18 protein-coding genes are annotated in these 16,346 nt (G+C 64.9%); 5 read left to right on the forward strand and 13 right to left on the reverse strand.

Annotated features, from left to right (window positions below):
* The first annotated feature begins 192 nt into the window (after positions 1-192).
* From MGMSRV2_RS07865 to MGMSRV2_RS07880, 4 genes are all read left to right on the forward strand, one after another.
* The gene (locus MGMSRV2_RS07865; protein ID WP_024079834.1) at positions 193-990 is read left to right on the forward strand and encodes a phosphate ABC transporter substrate-binding protein; all 798 of its coding nucleotides are present in this window, start codon (positions 193-195) and stop codon (positions 988-990) included.
* 11 nt (positions 991-1,001) lie between these two features.
* Positions 1,002-1,832 (forward strand): phosphate ABC transporter substrate-binding protein, encoded by an 831-nt coding sequence (locus tag MGMSRV2_RS07870; protein ID WP_024079835.1) that lies wholly within the window; start codon positions 1,002-1,004, stop codon positions 1,830-1,832.
* A gap of 9 nt (positions 1,833-1,841) precedes the next feature.
* Positions 1,842-3,167 carry a TAXI family TRAP transporter solute-binding subunit gene (locus MGMSRV2_RS07875; protein WP_024079836.1) on the forward strand — a complete coding sequence of 442 codons (1,326 nt, stop codon included), beginning with the start codon at positions 1,842-1,844 and terminating at the stop codon, positions 3,165-3,167.
* A gap of 79 nt (positions 3,168-3,246) precedes the next feature.
* Positions 3,247-3,930, forward strand: coding sequence for a Crp/Fnr family transcriptional regulator (locus MGMSRV2_RS07880; protein ID WP_024079837.1), 684 nt, complete (start codon positions 3,247-3,249; stop codon positions 3,928-3,930).
* Here the strand turns inward: MGMSRV2_RS07880 and MGMSRV2_RS07885 are convergent.
* Positions 3,904-4,320, reverse strand: a complete 417-nt coding sequence (locus MGMSRV2_RS07885) for a pilus assembly protein N-terminal domain-containing protein (RefSeq protein WP_024079838.1) — start codon at positions 4,318-4,320, stop codon at positions 3,904-3,906. The two genes, MGMSRV2_RS07880 and MGMSRV2_RS07885, sit on opposite strands and share 27 nt — an antisense overlap.
* A 149-nt stretch (positions 4,321-4,469) precedes the next feature.
* On the opposite strand from MGMSRV2_RS07885, the gene MGMSRV2_RS07890 reads away from it, so the two are divergent.
* On the forward strand, positions 4,470-5,195 hold the full coding sequence (locus MGMSRV2_RS07890) for a tetratricopeptide repeat protein (protein WP_242410726.1): 726 nt from the start codon (positions 4,470-4,472) through the stop codon (positions 5,193-5,195).
* A gap of 155 nt (positions 5,196-5,350) precedes the next feature.
* Here the strand turns inward: MGMSRV2_RS07890 and MGMSRV2_RS07895 are convergent, their stop codons facing one another.
* The 12 genes from MGMSRV2_RS07895 to MGMSRV2_RS07950 form a co-directional block, all read right to left on the reverse strand.
* On the reverse strand, positions 5,351-6,295 hold the full coding sequence (locus MGMSRV2_RS07895) for a type II secretion system F family protein (protein ID WP_024079840.1): 945 nt from the start codon (positions 6,293-6,295) through the stop codon (positions 5,351-5,353).
* 12 nt (positions 6,296-6,307) lie between these two features.
* On the reverse strand, positions 6,308-7,276 hold the full coding sequence (locus MGMSRV2_RS07900; protein ID WP_024079841.1) for a type II secretion system F family protein: 969 nt from the start codon (positions 7,274-7,276) through the stop codon (positions 6,308-6,310).
* Positions 7,269-8,651 carry a TadA family conjugal transfer-associated ATPase gene (locus tag MGMSRV2_RS07905; protein WP_024079842.1) on the reverse strand — a complete coding sequence of 461 codons (1,383 nt, stop codon included), beginning with the start codon at positions 8,649-8,651 and terminating at the stop codon, positions 7,269-7,271. Before MGMSRV2_RS07905 ends, MGMSRV2_RS07900 begins: the two co-directional genes overlap by 8 nt.
* A gap of 5 nt (positions 8,652-8,656) precedes the next feature.
* The gene (locus MGMSRV2_RS07910; RefSeq protein ID WP_024079843.1) at positions 8,657-9,844 is read right to left on the reverse strand and encodes a CpaE/TadZ family protein; all 1,188 of its coding nucleotides are present in this window, start codon (positions 9,842-9,844) and stop codon (positions 8,657-8,659) included.
* 14 nt (positions 9,845-9,858) lie between these two features.
* Complete coding sequence (locus MGMSRV2_RS07915; protein WP_024079844.1) at positions 9,859-10,470, reverse strand: CpaD family pilus assembly lipoprotein; 612 nt, start codon at positions 10,468-10,470, stop codon at positions 9,859-9,861.
* 17 nt (positions 10,471-10,487) lie between these two features.
* Positions 10,488-11,906 carry a type II and III secretion system protein family protein gene (locus tag MGMSRV2_RS07920; RefSeq protein WP_024079845.1) on the reverse strand — a complete coding sequence of 473 codons (1,419 nt, stop codon included), beginning with the start codon at positions 11,904-11,906 and terminating at the stop codon, positions 10,488-10,490.
* Positions 11,903-12,769, reverse strand: a complete 867-nt coding sequence (gene cpaB, locus MGMSRV2_RS07925) for a Flp pilus assembly protein CpaB (RefSeq protein WP_024079846.1) — start codon at positions 12,767-12,769, stop codon at positions 11,903-11,905. The genes MGMSRV2_RS07920 and cpaB overlap by 4 nt, the downstream gene beginning before the upstream one ends.
* 50 nt (positions 12,770-12,819) lie before the next feature.
* Positions 12,820-13,287: an A24 family peptidase gene (locus MGMSRV2_RS07930; RefSeq protein WP_024079847.1), complete on the reverse strand. Its 468-nt coding sequence runs from the start codon at positions 13,285-13,287 to the stop codon at positions 12,820-12,822.
* Between the two features lie 90 nt (positions 13,288-13,377).
* Positions 13,378-13,557 (reverse strand): Flp family type IVb pilin, encoded by a 180-nt coding sequence (locus tag MGMSRV2_RS07935; RefSeq protein ID WP_024079848.1) that lies wholly within the window; start codon positions 13,555-13,557, stop codon positions 13,378-13,380.
* Positions 13,558-13,868: 311 nt separating this feature from the next.
* Entirely contained in the window at positions 13,869-15,251 is a 1,383-nt protein-coding gene (locus MGMSRV2_RS07940) for a TadE/TadG family type IV pilus assembly protein (RefSeq protein WP_024079849.1), read from the reverse strand.
* A complete protein-coding gene (locus MGMSRV2_RS07945) occupies positions 15,248-15,802 on the reverse strand; it encodes a TadE/TadG family type IV pilus assembly protein (RefSeq protein ID WP_024079850.1) in 555 nt (184 codons plus the stop codon). Before MGMSRV2_RS07945 ends, MGMSRV2_RS07940 begins: the two co-directional genes overlap by 4 nt.
* Entirely contained in the window at positions 15,799-16,323 is a 525-nt protein-coding gene (locus tag MGMSRV2_RS07950) for a TadE/TadG family type IV pilus assembly protein (RefSeq protein ID WP_024079851.1), read from the reverse strand. Before MGMSRV2_RS07950 ends, MGMSRV2_RS07945 begins: the two co-directional genes overlap by 4 nt.
* Between the last annotated feature and the right edge of the window lie 23 nt (positions 16,324-16,346).

Genomic DNA, 16,346 nt, shown 5'->3' on the forward strand with positions numbered 1-16,346 from the left:
ATACTCCTGGACGGCCATGGGTGGATTGAATTGAAGCCGTTAGCGGCATTCTTATAACCATTCACCGAACCGCGCTTTACATTTTGCCGGAGGATGAGAAAATCGGGCCGGTATTTTACCGTGCCTTCGGAGAGCCATATGCCTGTACCACGCCTGCAACCACGGTACCGCGCCGGTGGAAAATTCCGCGCAATGCTGGTACTGGCGGCCATCGGCCTGATAGCGGCCCACACCGCCAGGGCCGCTGAAAGCACCGTGCATCTGCGCGGCACCTCGGCCCTGGTCCCGGTGGCGCAAAAAATCGCCGAGGCCCACATGGCCAAGGATGCCGATGCCACCATCGTCATCCGCGCCGCCGACAGCGAACCGGGATTGAAATCCCTGCTCGACGGCACCACCGACATCGCCATGGTGTCGGGCGACATCCCCGCCGAGATGGAAAAGCGGGCCAAGGCCATGGGCCTGAAGCTCGAGGTGCAGACAGTGGCCCAGGATGCCATCGTCCCGGTCGTCCACCCGACCAATCCGATTTCGTCACTGTCCATGGACCAGTTGACGGCCATTTACGGTGGTTCCACCACCGATTGGGCCGAGGTTGGCGGGAAGGAACACGAAATGGCGGTGCTGGTGCTGCCGGCCATCTCGGGCACCGCCTCGGGTTGGAAGCACGCGGTTTTGGGGGATCGCATCCAGACCGCCAAGGCCGAGCCGCTGGCGCTGAAGGCGCTGAAAGCCAAGGTCGCCGCCACCCCGGATGCCATCGGCTATATGGGCTTGAGTGCCGTTGACGGCACGGTCAAGCCGGTTTCCGTCGATGGCATCGCCGCCAATACCGACACCATCCGCAAGGGCAGCTATCCCATCCGGCGCCAATTGTCCCTGGTGACCAGTTCAGCCAGTTCCGCTGCCGCCCGCCAGTTCGTTTCCCGGTTCCTGAGCAGCGAGGCCCAGGCGGCCATGGCCGCCAGCGGCCTGGTTCCGGTTCAGTAAGGATAAAGTCCATGACACTCAAGCGGCGTGCTTTCGTCCTTGGCGCCGGCGCCTTGTCGGTCACCGCCCTGGGGGCGGCCACCTCCAGCATCGATTGGGGCGGGGTCGAGCAGGAATCCCTGCTGGTCGCCGGCTCCGAGGAATTCCACCCCTATGCCGTCAAGCTGGTGGACGGCTTCGCCCAGACCCGGCCCAAACTGGACGTGGTGGTCGAGGCCGGCGGCACCGCCGGCGGTCTGCTGGCACTCAAGCGCGGCGCCATCGACGTCGCCCTGACCTCGCGCGAGCTGACCGCCACCGAGGACGAAAAGCTGACCCGCGCCTATCTGGTCGCCCGCGACGCCATCGCCTTGGTGGTGCATCCCGGCAATCCCGTCGGCAACCTGGACCGCAAACAGGCGGCGGCTATCCTGCGCGGCGAGGTGCGCGACTGGGGCAAGCTGCCCGGCGGCAGCGCTGGCCCCATCCGGCTTTACCGCCGCAAGGCCGATGCCGGGACGCAAAAGGCGCTGGACAAGATGGTGCTGGCCAATGCCGAGATGCCCAGTTCGGCCATTGTGATGGAAAGCGGCCACGCCATGCACGACCGCTTGGCCGCCGATGTCCAGGGCTTCGGCTTTCTGTCGCTGCACGACGTCACCCCGGCGGTCAAGGTTCTGGCCATCGACGGCGTGGGCATGAGCCGGGCCAGCATCCTGGGCGGCTCCTATCCCTTCACCCGGTCGTTTTTCTGTGTCACGCACGGCGCCGAAAAGGATGTCGTGCGTGCGTTCTTGTCTTTCGCCCAGGGGCCGCAAGGCCAAAACATCCTGAAGGGCGCCGGACTGATCTCGGTCCGATAGGGGGAAGCGATGTCCGAGGAGATTGATTTCAACCAGCATCTGCAAACCGTCCTGGCGCGTTTCCAGAACAATGATCTGGTGCGCAAGGTCGTGGGCGTGGTCCTGATCGCCGCCTTCGTCGCCGGTGCCGGCTATTTCATCTATGACCTGCTGCCGCGCCGCCATAACCTGACCATCACCGGCGGCGAAATCACCGGCAACCGCCATTTCATCGCCAAGGTGCTGCAGGACGAGGCCAAGGAACAGGGCGTGGCGCTGAAGATCGTGCCCACCCGCGGCAGCCTTGAGGCGCTGGAAAAGCTGGAATCGGGCGAGTTGGACCTGGCGCTGTCGCAAGGCGGACTTGAGCCCAGCTTCGACAATATCGTCCACGTGGCGACCCTGGCGCCCGAATACATCCACTTCATCGTCAAGCCCGAGATCAAGTCCCTGGCCGATCTGCGCGGCAAGGTGATCAATCTGGGCGGCAAATCGGGCGGCACCCGCGTGGTCGCGCAAAACATCCTGCGCACTTCGGGTCTGGTCGAGGGCATCGATTACGCCGAGGCCAATTACGGCAACGACAAGCTGATCGCCATGTCCACCGGCAAACTGCCCGACGCCATCGTCAACGTCTCTTTCGTCCCGTCGCTGCTGGCCGATTATCTGGTCAAGGAGCACGGCTACACCATCTTGGAAATCCCCTTCCCCGGCTCGCTGGCCCTGCGCATGGGCTGGGTCGCCGACGCCACCATCCTGGGCTACACCTATGGTGTCGAGCCCCCTGTCCCCGAAACCGATATCAAGACGGTGGGCGTCAACCTGCACCTGCTGGCCAATGCCGACGTGCCGCCGCGCGCCATCCAGGCGGTGCTGGAGGCGCTTTACAGCCCAAGCGTGGCCAGCCGCACCCGCCAGACCTTCGACGAGGCGGATATCCTGCGCCCGTCCGGGTTCCCGCTGTCGGCGGGCACCTTGGCCTTCACCACCCGCAACGAACCCTTGCTGTCCGCCGAAATGCTGGAAGACCTGAAGGCGGCGGCGGGTCTGGCGTTCTCGCTGCTGTCAGGCGGGATGATCGCGTTGCGCTGGTTCCGCGGCAAGCCGGTGACCGAGCAATTCGACGACGCTGAACTCAAGGCGGCCATCGCCGAGGTCGCCACCATCCAGCGCCGCCTGATGCAGGACCAGGATGCCGCCGCCCTGGCGGAAATGGACCGTCGCCTGGACGAGTTGAAAACCGGAATCCTGGAGCGCATGGCTCAATTGCGGCTGACCGACACCTCGTTGCTGACCACCTTGCTGGCCGCCGAAAGCGGCGCCCGTGCCCGCTTGCAGCAGGTGCAGGCGGCGTAGGGCTTGAACCCATGGGCCATCGGTTCAATAATGGACCCGGTGGCTCCGTGGGGACGGGCAAGCGGCCAAAGGTGACGGCATGACCGGTACGGAACAAACCCTGGCGGGCATTGCCCTGTTTGCCGACCTGTCGCGGGAACAGCTTGCCGAGATCGAAACGCGGTGCCGGTGGTATCATCTGGCCGAGGGCGCCCAGGTCTTCGACAAGGACAGCGACAGCCTGGACGTCTATTTCATCGTCGGTGGCGCGGTCCGCATCCTTAGTCAGGCGCTGGAACGCGAAGTGGCCCTGGCCGATCTGCAAGCCGGGCGTTATTTCGGCGAATTGGCGGCCATCGACGGCCTGCCCCGCTCGGCCCGGGTCATCGCCCTGACCGATTGCCTGCTGGCCTCGCTCGATGGTCCGGGTTTCCGGGCGCTGCTGCTGCATTATCCCGAAGTGGGGTTGCGGGTGATGGGCCGCATGACCGGAGTGATCCGCGATCTCGACCGCCGGGTGATGGAATTGTCCACCACCAGCGAAGCCCAGCGCATCTGCGGCGAGCTGTTGCGTCTGGCCCAGCCCATGGTCGACCGGCCCGAGCTGTGGCACGTGGCCGACATGCCCAATCACAAGGATATCGCCGCCTGGATCGGTACCTCGCGCGAGGTGGTGGCCCAGGTCATCGGCGAACTGGCCCGCGACGGCGTGGTCAAACGCCGCGGCATGGGCCTGTCCATCACCGATCTGCCACGTCTAAGGCTTTTGGCTCGCGCCGCCTGAACTGTCCTCGGCCACGCGGGAACAGCCCTGGCCGCAGGCATGGATCACGGTCAAACCGCCGGGCTTGACGTCCTTGCCGGCACCATAGGTCACCGTCACCGTGCCCTCGCCGCCGGCACGGACCACCACCGCGTGGTCCAACAGAACCGCACCGTTGCGGCCCAACACGGTCAGCGAGGTGCTGCCCGCCCGCTTACCGAACAGTTGGATGCGCCCGGCACTGTCAACGCTGACATCGGCGACCTTGGGATCACCGATCACCACCTGGGCGACGCCGCGCCCGGCATCGACCCGTCGGCTTTGTCCCGCCCCCAGCTCCAACGTGTCGGCGCGGGCGGACGAGACGGCAAAAGCGGTGAGGACCGCCACGGCGAAGAATGCCTTGAACATACCAACCTCCACGGAAGAGTTTTCTTCCACATCCGCAATGGTACTGCTATTTTACTGTTGGTCGGAAGCGTTTTTTACTTTCGCTTCACTTAAAAAATGGGAAGAATTTTATGCAAAAGTCCACCTGCGCAAGGGTCGCCCTCCTGCTTGTGCCTCTCTGGCTGAATGCCTGTGGCGGCGGCGCGTCCGGCGGCGTGGACGACCGCACCCTGACCCGTGCGGTGGAACCGTCACTGCGGGCCGCCGCCGTCGCCGCCGAGGCCGCCAACGACTGGAACGGCGCTGCCCAGCATTGGCGCACGCTGCTGTCCCATTACCCCGACGACCGGGCCATCGCCCTGTCGCTGGCCCGCGCCATGCGCATCGCCGGCAAGCCCGAGGCATCGGCAGAATTGATGCAGGCGATGGCGGCACGCCACCCCACCGATGCTGGCATCCAGGCGGAATTGGGCAAGGATTATCTGGCGGCGGAACGGCTGGGACTGGCGCTCAAGGCGCTGGACCGCGCCGCCGCCTTGGCCCCCAACGATTGGGAAATCCTCTCGGCCCAGGGTGTGGCGCTGGACATGCACGACCGCCAGGGTGAGGCCCAGGCCGCCTATGGCCGCGCCTTGGCGCTGTCACCCGACAACCCGGAAATCCTCAACAATCTGGCGCTGTCGCAAGCCCTGTCCGGTGACCTTGCCGCCGCCATCGCCAGCCTGCGCCAAGCCGGCGAACAACCCAGCGCCGGCGCCCAGATCCGCCACAACCTGGCCCTGATGCTGGCCCTAAGCGGCGACGCGGCCCAGGCCGAACGTCTGGCCGCCAAGGATTTGCCGCCCGACCTGCTGCGCGCCAACGCCGCCATTTATCGCAAGCTGGCGGGGCGATAGAGCCGAGCCATTAAACGTAAAGCCGTCACTCCCGCGCAGGCGGGAGTCCAGAGGGTGCACCTCCGCCTTTTCCGCGACTCCTGGATACCCGCCTGCGCGGGTATGACGACCGAAACGAAAGGTGCGTCCGCTTCCACGTTCCTGGCTCCAGCCCCCTATTTCCACGCCGCCATCACCTGAATGGCCGCCGGCCCGGCGATGACGATGAACAGCACCGGCAGAAAAAACACGATCATCGGCACGGTCAGCTTGGCCGGCAGCGACGCCGCCTTTTTCTCTGCCGCCGCCATGCGGGTTTCGCGGTTTTCCTGGGACAGCACCCGCAGCGCCTGGGCCACCGGGGTGCCGTACTTTTCCGACTGCACCAAGGCGGTACTGAGCGACTTGACCTGGGCCAAACCGGTGCGTTCGGCCAGATTGTCCCAGGCTTGGCGACGGTCGCCGAGAAAAGCCAACTCAGCCGCGGTCAGGCCGATTTCCTCGGCCAGTTCGGGGGCGCTGTTGGCCATTTCATCGGTCACCTTCAACAGTGCCGCCTCCACCGACAGTCCGGCCTCGACGCAGATGACCATCAGGTCGAGGGCGTCGGGAAAGCCGCGCGCCAGGGCCTGTTGGCGTTTTTGTACCGCATTGGCGACCAGGATGGCCGGCAGGTAATGGCCGGCGGCGGTGCCGGCCAGCAGGATCATCGCCTTGGTCAGAAACGGCGCCTGGGCGAAGGCCGAGGCGGTATAAAGCAGGGCCAGGGCGAAGCCGGCCACCGGCCCGGCGACGCGGGCGAAAATATAGGTGACCGCCGCCGAGGGCCGGCGCCAGCCGGCCTGGCCCAGGCGCATCTTGATGGCCGGGTCGTCGATGGCCTGTTGCAGGTTAAGCCGTCCCAGCACCGATTTCATCCAACTGACCCGGCGGTTGGGCTGGAAACGCACGCCCTTCAGGCTGTCGCGCTGGCGCGCCGACAATTCCTGGCGCCGCCGCGCCACCGCCTTCAGCCGGTTGGCCAATTGGTCGCGCGACGACAATTGCACGCCCAGGGCCATGACCGAGGCAAAGGCGGCGATGGCGGCGACGATGATGACCAATTGGGACAGGGACGGCATAGAGAGCCTCCGTTACAGATCGAAATTGATCATCTTGCGCATGACCAGCGCCCCCATGCCCATCAACAGGCCGCCGCTGGCCAGCAACAGATGTCCGGTGGGGGTGGAAAACAGGATGCCGATATAATCGGGGCCGACCGCCGTCAACAGCAGCGCCACCACCACCGGCAACGAGCCGATGATCATGGCCGAGGCGGTGGCTTCCGACGAAAACGCCTTGATCTTGTCGCGCATGCGCTTGCGCGCGCGCAGCACCTCGGACAGCTTGGCCAGGGTCTCGGCCAGATTGCCGCCGGTCTGTTGCTGGATGCCCAGGACAATGGCGAAATACTTGAAATCGGCGGTGGGGGTGCGTTCCACCGCGCGGGCCAGGGATTCCTCCAGCGACAGGCCCAGCTTCTGCCCTTCCATGACCAGACGGAATTCCGGCCCCAGCGGCTCGGGCACCTCGCGGCCGATGATGGCCATGCATTCACCCAACGGCAGGCCCGAGCGCAAGCCGCGCACCACGATATCCAGGGCGTCGGCGAACAAGGTGGTGAAACGGGCGATGCGGCGCTTGCCCAGCCAGCCGACCAGCAGTCGCGGCAGGCCGAAGCCCAGGGATGCCGCCAACAGCGGCCCCAACAGCGGCGGCGCCTTCAGCCCCAGGGCGACCAGCCACACCAGCACGGCGATGGCCACGTTCAGCCCCAGCCACAGCCGCACATCCATGCGGATGCCGGCCCGCATCAATTGTTCACGCATTTGTCCGGCCCAGCGCCGCCCCCGGCTTTGCTCGCCGCTTTGCAGCCGGTGCAGGCTGCGGCGGCGCGGCGCGGCGGCGGCAATTGTGCTCTTGCGCCCGACCACCTGGGCCAGACGCCGCCGCAGCCGGGCCCGCTGACCATGCAGAAGATGATTGAGCAACCAGGCGAACAACCCCAGCGCCACGAACAAGGCCAAGACCAGCAGGGCGATCACGGTGGGAAGATTAGCCATGGCGATCCTCGCGCAAGGCCTCGGCCAATTCGCGGTCACGACCGAAATAGCGGGCCTTGTCCCAAAACGCCGGACGGATGCCGGTGGGACGATGGGTGCCCAGGATACGGCCCTGGGCATCCTCGCCGTCCATGTCGAAGACGAACAGATCCTGCAAGGTGATGACGTCACCTTCCATGCCGATGACTTCGGTGATGTGGGTGATGCGGCGGCTGCCGTCGCGCAGGCGCGACGCCTGGACGATGACGTTGACCGCCGCCGCGATCTGTTCGCGCACCGCCTTGGCCGGCAGGTTGTAGCCGCCCATGGCCACCATGTTCTCGACACGGGCCAAGGCGTCGCGCGGGGTGTTGGCGTGGATGGTGCCCATGGAGCCGTCATGGCCGGTATTCATGGCCTGCAACAGGTCGAAGGCCTCGGGGCCGCGCACCTCGCCGACGATGATGCGTTCGGGCCGCATGCGCAGGCAATTCTTGACCAGATCGCGCATGGTCACCTGCCCGGCGCCTTCCAGGTTGGGCGGGCGGGTTTCCAGGCGGACCACATGCGGCTGCTGCAATTGCAGCTCGGCGGCGTCCTCGCAGGTGACGATGCGTTCGCCTTCGTCGATATAGCGGGTCAGACAGTTGAGCAAGGTGGTCTTGCCCGAGCCGGTGCCGCCCGATACCAGGATGTTGCAGCGGCAGGCGGCGGCGATTTCCAGCACCTTGGCCCCGGCCACCGAAATGGTGCCGAAGCCGATCAGCTTGTCCAGCGTCAGCTTGTCGCGCTTGAACTTGCGGATGGTCAGGGTGGGGCCGTCCAGGGCCAAAGGCGGGACGATGACGTTGACGCGCGAGCCGTCGGCTAGACGGGCGTCGCAGATGGGGCTGCTTTCGTCCACCCGCCGCCCCACCGCCGAGACGATGCGCTGGCAGATGTTCATCAATTGGGCATTGTCGCGGAACTTGATGTCGGTGAGTTGGATGTGGCCGGCCACCTCGATATAGACCTTGCCGGCGCCGTTGACCATGATGTCGGCGATGTCGTCGCGGGCGATCAAGGGTTCCAGCGGCCCTAAGCCCAGCACGTCGTTGCAGATGTCGGTGACCACCACCTGCTGTTCCGCCGCCGACAGCACCAGACCGCGCATGGAAATGATCTCGGCGACGATGTCCGAGATTTCCTCGCGCACGGTCTGCGGATCAAGGCGCGACAATTCCGCCGGATCGACCGAATCGATCAGGTCGTTGAAGATGGCCACCTTGATGTCCGACAGCCGCTGGTCGTTTTCCGCCGCCTTGACCGATATCACCTTGGCCGACACCGGCGCCGCCGGCTTGGCGGCGGAGGCGGTTTGCACGGTGGGGGTGGGGGATTGGCGGCGCCCGAACATGGGATTTATCCCTTCAACCACGACCACAGGGTCTTGCCGCCGCGGTCCTTGCGAGCCTGTCCGCGCCCGACCAGGGTGGCGGCCAAGCTTTCCAACTGGCCGACGATCTTGTGTCCCTTGCCCAGTTCGGCCAGTAATTGGCCGTTATTGCCGGCCTCGCCGAACAACACGCTGTCCCATGGCAGCACCAAAGCCGGAGCGACCGCCAAGGTATCGTGGAAATCCTTCACCGTCAGCTGGGTCTTGCGGCACAGGTCGAGGCCGTTGATCACCAAACGGGCCGGCGCATTGCCGTTGCGGTTGGCGGCCAGGCTTTCCAGCAACAATTTGCAGTCGCGCAACGATGCCAGATCGGGCCGCGCCACCACCACCACCTCGTCGGCGGCGCGCAGCAAGGCTTCGGTCCACGGTGCCCACACATGCGGCAGGTCCAGCACCAAAGCGGGCGCCATACGCGCGGCCAGATCGACCAGTTGCTCGGCAGCCTCGGTTTGGATGTCCAGGCTGCGCGGGGCGGCGCCGCCCGACGGCAGCAGGCGCAGATAATCGTCGTGCACCACCAAAAAACGGTCCAGCAGCACCGAATCCAGTCGTTCCGGCTGCGCCAGCACCTCGGCGGCGCTTTGCCGGGCCTCGAGGTTGAAGGCCAGATCGGAAGCGCCGAAGGTCATATCCAAATCCAGGTAGATGGCCTGTTCACCCAAGGCTTTGCCCATGTGCCATGCCAGATTGCGGGCGATGGTCGACGCCCCCGCCCCGCCCCGGGCCGACCACAGCGCCGTCACCTTGCCGCGCGGTGCCGCCGCCGGATCGGCGAACAGGGCCGACACCGCCCCCGCGATTTGCCCCGGTGTCACCGGCGCCACCAGATATTCCGACACCCCATGGCCCAGCAAGGTGCGATAAAGGCCGATATCGTTGAGACTGCCGATGACGATGACGCGGGTGCCGGGGTCGCAGACCTCGGCCAATTGTTCCAGCCGTCCCAGCATGGTGCGGTCGTCGTCGTTTTCCTCGACGATGACCACCTGGGGGGTGGGGTTATGGGCCAGATGGACGATGGCCCCGGGCAGGCCGCCGGCATGAACGCCCAGGCGCGAATGCTGCAAGGCGCGTTCGCGGCCAGCGGCGACCAAGGCGGTTTCCACCCCCGGGCTCAGGGCGAAGGCATCGATGGTGACGCGAAACGACATCGTTCCCCCCTCCCCTATTTGCCGACGGTGCTGAGCGTGCCGGTGGCCCCGGTTTCCGCCGCCGACGAGGTCGCCTTGCCCTCGCCGTATTTGCCGAGGACATCGACAGCACGATTGCCGTCGCGGCCGGAAGTCTCGCGGGCGCGGACCAGATCGGCGGGGTCAGAGACCATCAGACCGATATTGCGGGTGACCGAACAGCCGAAATTCCAGGTGTTCTGGTTGGCGCCGTCGGGATTGATGCTTTCTTCCCAGCGCCCGCATTCCGGCACCACCGCCACCCATACCGGCACCGCCACGCTGACCGCGCCGTCACCGCTGGCGCTGATGGCCATGCGGTCGGCGGCGATGCCGTGATTTTTCAGGATATCCGCGATCTCGGCGGCCTTGTCCGCCGGACCGCTGATGGCGACAGGGGCGGCGCCGCGCCGGCCATGCTCGCGCGCCAGATCGCGCAAGGCGGCATGGTCGGACGGGCTTAACGGGCCGGGCTTGAAGCTGGCGACCAGTTCGCGCGATTCCACCTTGTTGCGGAAACGCTGGTGCGCATCATAGGTGCTCATGTCCTGGTCGGCGCAGCCGGAAAGCAGCAGGACGGCCAGGACGGGAAGAGTGAAAAAACGCATGATGAATTCTCCCGTTCCTAGCGCACCATGAAGCCGTGCGGGCCTTGCAGCTTGGGCGGCACGGCTGGCGGCGGCACATTCTTGACATAGCGTTCCTGCAACCGCCCCAACAAGATGCGGTCCATATCCGAGGACGGCGCAAAGCCGTCGCTGGGCAGGGCCATTTGCGGCTTTTCCAGGGGCTGGACGACAAAGGCCGAGACGATGACCACCAACTCGGTTTCCTTGCGCTGGAACGAGTTGGAGCGGAACAACGTCCCCAGAATGGGGATATCCATGGCCCCAGGCATGCCCGAAAGCGTGGCGGTGATATCGTTTTGCAGCAGGCCGGCGATCATGATCGACCCACCCGAGGACATTTCCACCGTGGACGAGGCACGACGCACGGTCAGGCCGGGGATTTCAAAATTGTTGAGCTTGACCGGGGCGGTGATCTTGTCGATGGCGCTGACCTCGGTTTGCAGCTTCAGCGATATGCGGCCCGGATCCATCACCACCGGGGTGAAGTTGAGCAACACCCCGAATTGCTTGAACTCGATGGTCACCTGACCATTGTTTTCCGACACCGGAATGGGGAATTCGCCGCCGGCCAGCAGATTGGCGGTTTCCCCCGACACCGCGGTCAGGTTGGGCTCGACCAGGGTGCGGATCAGGCCTTGGCGCTCCAGCCCCGACAAGGTGGAGACCAGCGAGCCCAGGCCCGACACCGTCAACGATCCGAACAGGGCCGTGGATTGGGTCAGGCCGGTGGTGGCGGTGGTGGCCAAGGTGCCGGCGACGCCGTCGATGCCGAAGGCCTTACCCGACAGACCGACGCCCAGTTCCTTCAGCACCGTCTTTTGCATCTCGGCCACCTTGACCTGCAACAGCACCTGACTTTCCGAGGACACTTTCAGCAGGTTGACGATACCGGCATCATCCTTGACATAGCGCCGCGCCAGGGTGCGGATTTGCATGGCGGCGGCATCGGAACCGACACTGCCCGACAGGTAAAGCGCATCACCAATGCCCGCGACCCGCACATGGCGTTCCTCCGGCATCAATTGTTCGAGAACCGTCTGCAAACCATCGGCGTCCAAATGGACATCGACGCTGACGCGATGCAGCACCGCGCCCGAGGACGAAAAGAAAGTGACGTCGCTTTGGCCGATGCCGCGCCCGACCAGAAAGGCCTGGGTGGGGGTCTTAACCATGACGTCGACCACATCCGGGTTGCCCACCACCACATCACGCATGGGTTGGGTCAAGATGATCTCACGCGTCTTGTGCAGGGCCATGCGCTGGGTTTCCGCCGATAGCGGCAGTCCACGGGTGACAGGGCGATTCAGCGGTTGCGACGACACCTTGCCCAAGACCGGGGCCGGTTGCGGCAACGGCGGTTCCTGCGCCAGGGCGGGCATGGCCAGCAGCGCCAGAATGGCAATCAGGCGAATCATGGCGTGCCTCCGACGGCACCGCCGCGATTGATGATGATGGACGACCCGGTGGATTTTGCCGCCGGCTTGGCGCTGCCACCGGCCAAGGCCCGCATGGCCGCCGAGGCTTGGGTGTCGGCGGTGAACGGACGCTTGGCTTGGGTGCCCGCATCCTGGGGGCCGACACCGCGCAGGATCAGCGATAATTGCCCCATCAGGCCAGCGGTCACCAGGATTTCCGCCTGATCCGGCGACACTTCCAGCGTCGCCGTCTTGCCTTGGATGGTCGGGCCGTCCTTGCCCTTGGAGAATTGCTGATCCACCGCCAGCACCTTGACGTCGGCCAGCACGGTTTCCGCCGCGTAGCGGACGATGGCGCCGCCGCCCTTGCCCGCCGCTTCCGAATCGGCGCGCTGGAAATCGGCGGCCAACACCACATCGACGCGGTCGCCGGGGACGACGAAGCCGGACACGGCGCTGGCATTGCTGATGGCCACCGAAACCGCCCGCATGCCCGGCGCCAGCATGCCAGCCAGGATACCGCTGCCATCGCGGGTGAAGGTGGCCGAGGGGGTGAAGGGCTCGCCCTCGCTCAGCGGACGGCGGGCGACCGAACCGATGGCGCGGGCCTTGGGGTCGTCGCCGTCCTTGCGGGTCATGAACCGGCCAGCGTTGACCGCCGGCCAGTTTTCATAACGCAGATCGGCATCGCTCAGGGCCGAGCCGGTGGCCACGTCGCGGGCCAGGACCAGCACCTCGACGCTGTCGGCGGCCACGGTCGGACGCGCCGTACTTTGCTTGTCGGTCCACCGCTTGGCCAGCAAGGCGGTCAACCCGGCGGCCAACACCGCCACGATCACCAGGACAATCGCCAAAGGGCGCATGATCTATCCCTATCCCCCATCAAAGGGCGGCGGGCGCCCTTCGATCCTCTTCACAGATCAAGCTGCAACGGCAAAGTGCGCCACAGCCAATCCATGCCGGCGGCTGCAATGGCCAAGCCATAGGGCACTTGACCACCGGCGGCGCGTCCGCGCAAGGCCAGAACCGCCAAAGCCACGATCCCGCCGACCATGGCCATGACGAATAAAAAGCGGGGCAGCCCGACAAAACCGGTCAACAAAGCCAGAGCGGCGCACAATTTGACGTCACCACCACCCCACACCCCCAGCGCGAACAAGGCGGCTCCGGCAGCGAAAACCGCCACCGCCGCCGCCACGTGCCAAGCCAGTTCCTGCACCGGCCAGCCATTCGCCCCCAAAAGGATGAAGGCCGCCACCACCGCCACGCTGTCGCGGTCGGCGATGCGCAGGGCACGCATGTCGCTGATGCAAGCATCGACCAAGGCGGCGACCAGCAAACAACCGGCAAGGAGAGCGCTGAATGTGTGCAGAGTGATCATCGAACCAGCCCCTTGACGCCAAAGCGCCGCCCGAATGAACCGGGCGGCGCTTCGCAACTTGTCGTTTGACTGACGGCGCCGACCGTCGGATCAGCCGCCAAGCGTGGTGGCGACGGTTTGGAACAAGGTGTTGAGGCCACCGGACAAAGCCTGCAGACCACCGATGATGACGATGGCGACCAGGGCAGCGATCAGACCGTATTCAATGGCGGTGGCGCCACGTTCGTCACGGTTCAGCTTGGTCAGCATGGTGCGGATATTGGTCAACATGGCTTTTCTCCTCATCCCCTGATACCCATCAGGATTAATTTATCAGAACTTAATTAGCCCAGCGCCTTGCGCTACTTTGTAAGTTCTTCCGTAAGAAGATTTATAACACTGTGTTTACATCGCGTTCAAGATAAAAATGCATATGCCCATAGTTTTTATTCAAGCAAGTCTTATGTATTTAAAATATCATTTGGTTTTACTTTGTAAGTCATTTCACTTTTTCTTTATTTTCTTTTATATAAAATTTTATGAAAACGCGGAAACCCGCGCCATTCCTGGCGCGGCACCCGCTTTCCCGCATGTTGTCGTGATTATTGGCTGACGCGCAGTTGCGACAATTCGGTGGCGATGGCGCGGAACGAGGCGCGCAGATCCGCCTGGGACGGCGAATCGAACCACTTGGCCGTGCTGCTGGCGCAGGCCTTGTAGATATCCTTGGTCGCCTGATTGATGCCCGAGGTGAAGGTGATGGTATAGACGGTGATGCCCTTGTCCTTCATGGCCTGGCACACCTGGGTCAAGCGAGTGTTGATGACGCTCTTGGCGGTGGTGGTGCTGGTGGTGCCCAAGGCGCCGTACTGATCCAGCCGGCCATAGCCGCTGTAATCGGAATTGACGGCGCTGTTGACCTTGTTGGGGCCGGTGGTGCTGGTCAGCTTATAGAACTGGTTGTCGCCGTCGGTCATCAGGATCACCGCCTTCGCCCATTTGGGCGTGTTCCAGGCCAGCCCCTCGGTGAAGGGTGGTTCCGGCGACAGCACCCTCAGGCCCCAGGCCATGCCGATATCGCCCATGGTGCCGCCGCGGCTCCAGGCACGCAGAGCCTGGATGGCGCTGTCCACCGTGGCCTTGACCCCGGTCAGCGGCGTGATCGGCGTCGGACAGCCCAGATTGGGGCCGGTGCCGCCATTGCCCTGGCTGGGATCGGCACGCACCGTCGACGCCTTGGTCGCATCGTAATAATTGTCGATGGCCGGCAGCCATTGATAACGCTGCCAAGCGGCGGTCGAGGCCGGACTGTCTTCCATGGCGCGACCGACGCGCTCGATGACGCAGCCCTTCCAGCCCAGCAGGTTGGTGAGGGCATAGGCATCGTTGCCGCTGATCAGCGTAGGGGCGATGGGGCCGGGATTGACCGAGGCGGAATACGGCACCACCGCCACCCGCAAGGTGGGATGGTCGGCGCGACCGCCGAACAGGATATCCACCAGTTCCTGCGCCGCGTCGCGCAGGGCGCCGATATTGTCGCTGGTGGTCATCGACCCGGTATTGTCCAGCACCAGGGCCAGTTCCAGCCCCTTGATCGAGCGGATCACCTGGGCGCTTTCGCTGACCGCGATGGTGTCGATGCCGACCAGTTGCATCAACGTGGTCTGCACCTGGGCCGAGCCATTGGCCGACACCACGTCGCCTGTGACGGAAACGCTGAAACTGCCGGCGGCATCCAGGCCGCTATCCTTGAAATTGGCGTCGAAGAACTTTTGCCCGATCTGTTGCAGTTCATCGGCGGTGCCGGTGGACGACCCCACCGCCAGGGCGGCGGCATCCAAGGCCTGCGATAACTTGCTTTTGACCGCATAGGCCCGGGCGGTGTCCACCGCCAGCCCCACCGACAGCGACAGGGGAATCAGGGCCAGGGCGAAGATGATCGCCACAGTACCGCGCCGGTCGTGCATCAGACGTCGCAAGATCATGGCAATGTTCCCGTCGAACCGTTGAAGGGGATCAGGCGCACCAGCCGAGGGCGCGAGACGACGCTGTGATTCAGGCTCAGGCTGCCCAAGATGGCTTGCAGCAAGGGCGGATGGGTATAGCGCAGGGTCACCATGATGACGCTTTGACCGTTGGGAGCCAGCCCGGCGGCATCACCGATGGCGACGGCGGGCGCGGCCCCGCCCCAGGAATAGGTCCACAACTGCACTGGCTGGCCGGCACTGGAAATGCCGACACTGGCCACCCGGATACCCAACCGGTCGGCGCCGCTGGGCAGCGGGTCGAGCACCCGTTGCGCCCCGGTGACGATGCCGTTCATGCTGGCGGTGCTCTGGCTGTCGGCGCGCGAGGTCAGATCGGACACCACCTGGGCCGCCGACAACGCCTTGCCATAGGCCTGAACCAGGCCGAAGACCTCGGCCATGCCCACCAGCATCAGCACCATCACCGGCAGGATCAGGGCGAATTCGGTGGCGGCGATGCCGGCGCGGTCGCGGCGAAGACGGGCGAGCATGCGGGCGGCGGGGCTCATTCGAACGGCTCCGTCCGCATCACCGTGGTGGAAATCAGCGGCAAGGTGCCGTCGCCACCGCCCATCAGCGATCCGATCAAGGGCGTGATGAAGGAATGCACATGGATGACCCGCACGGTGACCACCGTGTTGGCGCCGCCGGGGCTGAACTGCACATTGGTGGGAATGCCGGCGGCGTCGAAGACCGGCGCCGGCAAGGCGATGGTGGCGAAATCGGCGAAGCTGCGGACATCGAAATAGAAATCCTCACAGGGGAACAGCCCGATCAGATTGGGGCAGAATTCCTGTTGGAAGCGCGCGCCGGCATCGCCGGCGCCCTGCACCACCCCGGTGCGCACCTGCCGCGCCGCTTCGCGCGTGGCGCCCTCCATCACCGCCGCCTTGAAGGCGACATAGCCGGTTTCCACCATGCCGGCGATCATCAGGAAGAACGGCAAGGCGACAAGGGCGAATTCCACCGCGGTGGAGCCGCGGCTGTCGCCCCGCAATCGGTGCAGGATTTTGGTCAAGGGAAAGCGCATGCAGAATGTCCCTGTTCGGGGCA

Origin of the sequence: Magnetospirillum gryphiswaldense MSR-1 v2, assembly GCF_000513295.1 — a bacterium.
GTDB lineage: Bacteria > Pseudomonadota > Alphaproteobacteria > Rhodospirillales > Magnetospirillaceae > Magnetospirillum > Magnetospirillum gryphiswaldense.

Excerpts from the sequence above, each read along its gene's own strand:
- MGMSRV2_RS07900 (WP_024079841.1), bottom strand. The coding sequence starts at position 7,276 with ATGGCTAATCTTCCCACCGTGATCGCCCTGCTGGTCTTGGCCTTGTTC.
- MGMSRV2_RS07910 (WP_024079843.1), bottom strand. The coding sequence starts at position 9,844 with ATGTCGTTTCGCGTCACCATCGATGCCTTCGCCCTGAGCCCGGGGGTG.
- MGMSRV2_RS07895 (WP_024079840.1), bottom strand. The coding sequence starts at position 6,295 with ATGCCGTCCCTGTCCCAATTGGTCATCATCGTCGCCGCCATCGCCGCC.
- MGMSRV2_RS07905 (WP_024079842.1), bottom strand. The coding sequence starts at position 8,651 with ATGTTCGGGCGCCGCCAATCCCCCACCCCCACCGTGCAAACCGCCTCC.
- MGMSRV2_RS07875 (WP_024079836.1), top strand. The coding sequence starts at position 1,842 with ATGTCCGAGGAGATTGATTTCAACCAGCATCTGCAAACCGTCCTGGCG.
- MGMSRV2_RS07880 (WP_024079837.1), top strand. The coding sequence starts at position 3,247 with ATGACCGGTACGGAACAAACCCTGGCGGGCATTGCCCTGTTTGCCGAC.
- MGMSRV2_RS07935 (WP_024079848.1), bottom strand. The coding sequence starts at position 13,557 with ATGTTGACCAATATCCGCACCATGCTGACCAAGCTGAACCGTGACGAA.
- MGMSRV2_RS07930 (WP_024079847.1), bottom strand. The coding sequence starts at position 13,287 with ATGATCACTCTGCACACATTCAGCGCTCTCCTTGCCGGTTGTTTGCTG.
- cpaB (WP_024079846.1), bottom strand. The coding sequence starts at position 12,769 with ATGCGCCCTTTGGCGATTGTCCTGGTGATCGTGGCGGTGTTGGCCGCC.
- MGMSRV2_RS07870 (WP_024079835.1), top strand. The coding sequence starts at position 1,002 with ATGACACTCAAGCGGCGTGCTTTCGTCCTTGGCGCCGGCGCCTTGTCG.
- MGMSRV2_RS07885 (WP_024079838.1), bottom strand. The coding sequence starts at position 4,320 with ATGTTCAAGGCATTCTTCGCCGTGGCGGTCCTCACCGCTTTTGCCGTC.
- MGMSRV2_RS07945 (WP_024079850.1), bottom strand. The coding sequence starts at position 15,802 with ATGAGCCCCGCCGCCCGCATGCTCGCCCGTCTTCGCCGCGACCGCGCC.
- MGMSRV2_RS07950 (WP_024079851.1), bottom strand. The coding sequence starts at position 16,323 with ATGCGCTTTCCCTTGACCAAAATCCTGCACCGATTGCGGGGCGACAGC.
- MGMSRV2_RS07865 (WP_024079834.1), top strand. The coding sequence starts at position 193 with ATGCTGGTACTGGCGGCCATCGGCCTGATAGCGGCCCACACCGCCAGG.
- MGMSRV2_RS07920 (WP_024079845.1), bottom strand. The coding sequence starts at position 11,906 with ATGATTCGCCTGATTGCCATTCTGGCGCTGCTGGCCATGCCCGCCCTG.
- MGMSRV2_RS07940 (WP_024079849.1), bottom strand. The coding sequence starts at position 15,251 with ATGATCTTGCGACGTCTGATGCACGACCGGCGCGGTACTGTGGCGATC.
- MGMSRV2_RS07915 (WP_024079844.1), bottom strand. The coding sequence starts at position 10,470 with ATGCGTTTTTTCACTCTTCCCGTCCTGGCCGTCCTGCTGCTTTCCGGC.